This is a genomic window from Muricoccus pecuniae, from assembly GCF_014199205.1.
Classification (GTDB): Bacteria; Pseudomonadota; Alphaproteobacteria; order Acetobacterales; family Acetobacteraceae; genus Roseomonas; species Roseomonas pecuniae.
The window spans coordinates 1-1,810 of the sequence record NZ_JACIJD010000079.1; the positions used below are offsets into that span (position 1 = coordinate 1).

2 protein-coding genes are annotated in these 1,810 nt (G+C 64.8%); one reads left to right on the forward strand and one right to left on the reverse strand.

The window, feature by feature from the left end; all coding sequences use genetic code 11:
- The first annotated feature begins 130 nt into the window (after positions 1–130).
- Entirely contained in the window at positions 131–730 is a 600-nt protein-coding gene (locus tag FHS87_RS23220) for an EAL domain-containing protein (RefSeq protein WP_246418659.1), read from the forward strand.
- A gap of 234 nt (positions 731–964) precedes the next feature.
- Here the strand turns inward: FHS87_RS23220 and FHS87_RS23225 are convergent.
- A partial coding sequence (locus FHS87_RS23225) for a transposase (RefSeq protein WP_184522273.1) occupies positions 965–1,810 on the reverse strand: 846 nt, incomplete at its 5' end.

Here is a 1,810-nt window from a genome sequence, read left to right on the forward strand (position 1 = left end):
CGCCTGGTCCACGCTGATGCGCACGCCAGACCAGATCGCCACCATCACGCGCCGCTCCTGGGCACAGGTCAAACTCTGAGGCGGTTGGTATTACAAGTTCGATCAGGCCTGCCGCGTTAAGGCGATCGAGCTGGCGGGGAGCCTCTTCCCGCGCGACAGCACGAAGCTCTCGATCAACTTCATGCCCAACGCGGTCTACGAACCGGAGGCGTGCATCCCCGCGTCGCTGCTAGCAGCCAAGCGATCGGGCTTCGATTCGCGGCGTCTGATGTTCGAGTTCACCGAGAACGAACCCATGCGCGATATCGCCCATGTCCGGCGCATCACCGCGTTCTACCGATCGCGCGGATTTACCGTCGCGATCGACGATTTCGGCGCGGGCTACTCGGGCCTGGGCCTGCTGGCCGACTTGCAGCCGGACATCGTCAAAATCGACATGGCGCTCATCCGAGGCATCGACGGTTGCCGTGCACGACAGGAGATCGTCGCCGGCATCGTCCGAATGATCAATGCTCTCGGCACGACTTGCATTGCCGAGGGTGTGGAAACGGCTGCCGAGCTACGAACCTTGAGGGCGATAGGAATCGTTCTCTGCCAAGGGTATCTCTTGGCCCGCCCTGCTTTCGAGAAGCTTCCACCCCTTGAATTCGACTGCTTTCCTGATCGGGCAGACCTGCCCGTCGGCGCAAGGCTGGGCATGCGGGGGCAGCCGATCGCCGACCCGAAGTAGTTCTTCTCAAACCGCCTGCTCGATCGAGATGGCCGAGCTGTCATCATTCGCTTGGAGAAACTCCGAAAGTTGAGCAGCGGTCGGGACGGCACGTTGTTGGAGCGCCGCTTTCCGGGATGTTCAACCCGGGAGCGGAACGGCCGCTTCCGGCCGATACTGTTGAAAAAGGTGCTGTTGGCTTTCGGCTGAGCCTGCCGCCTCGATCTGGCCATCGACCTGAAGGCTGCCCGCGCATCAGCCTGGCAGGGCTGACGGCACGCCGGTGGGGATCAGCTTGGCGAGCTTGCGCAGGTTCTGGGCGGCGGCTGCGAGGTGGAACTCGTCGCGGGCGCCACACGGCCCCCGTAGCCGCAATCGGTCCAGGCGCAGGATGCGCTTGAGGTGGGCAAATAGCATCTCAACCTTCTTCCGCTCGCATCGGGAGACGGCGTAGGCGTCGGTCTTGGCGATGTCGCGCGCCATGTCCCGCGCGTTCTCGTGGATGGAGCGCAGAACCTTGCGGGCGGGGTGCTTCGGGCAGCAGCGTTCCTTCAGTGCACAGGGTTCGCAGTCGTGCTTGGTGGCCCGGTACCGCATGAGGCCCTCGGCATCGATCCCGACCCGAGGCTGCTGGAACTGACGTCGGTAGTGCATCAGCTCCTTCCCGGCAGGGCAAACGTAGAGGTCGCGCTCGTGGTCGTAGGCAAAGTCCGAGCGGCTGAACGTGCCGTCCTTGCGGGCCGACTTGTCGAACACCGGGATGTGCGGCTCGATGCCCTGCTCGTGCACCAGCCAGTCGAGCATGGCCGCCGAGCCGTAGCCGGTGTCGGCCACCAGGCGCTCGGGCCACAGACCGAACGTCTCTGCCGTGCGGGTCAGCATGGTCTGCGCAGCGCCCACCTCGGCTTGGCGCACGGCCGTGGTGGCCTCCACGTCCACGATGACGGCGTGTTCCACATCGATGAGATAGTTGTCGCAGTAGGCGTAGCAGGCGGGGCCACCTGCCGCCGCTGTCCAACGGGCGGCCGGGTCGGTGGGCGAGATGAACTTGGGTTCGACCTCAGTGGCGGCGCCGAATGCGGCATCGTCCAGCACCGCCAG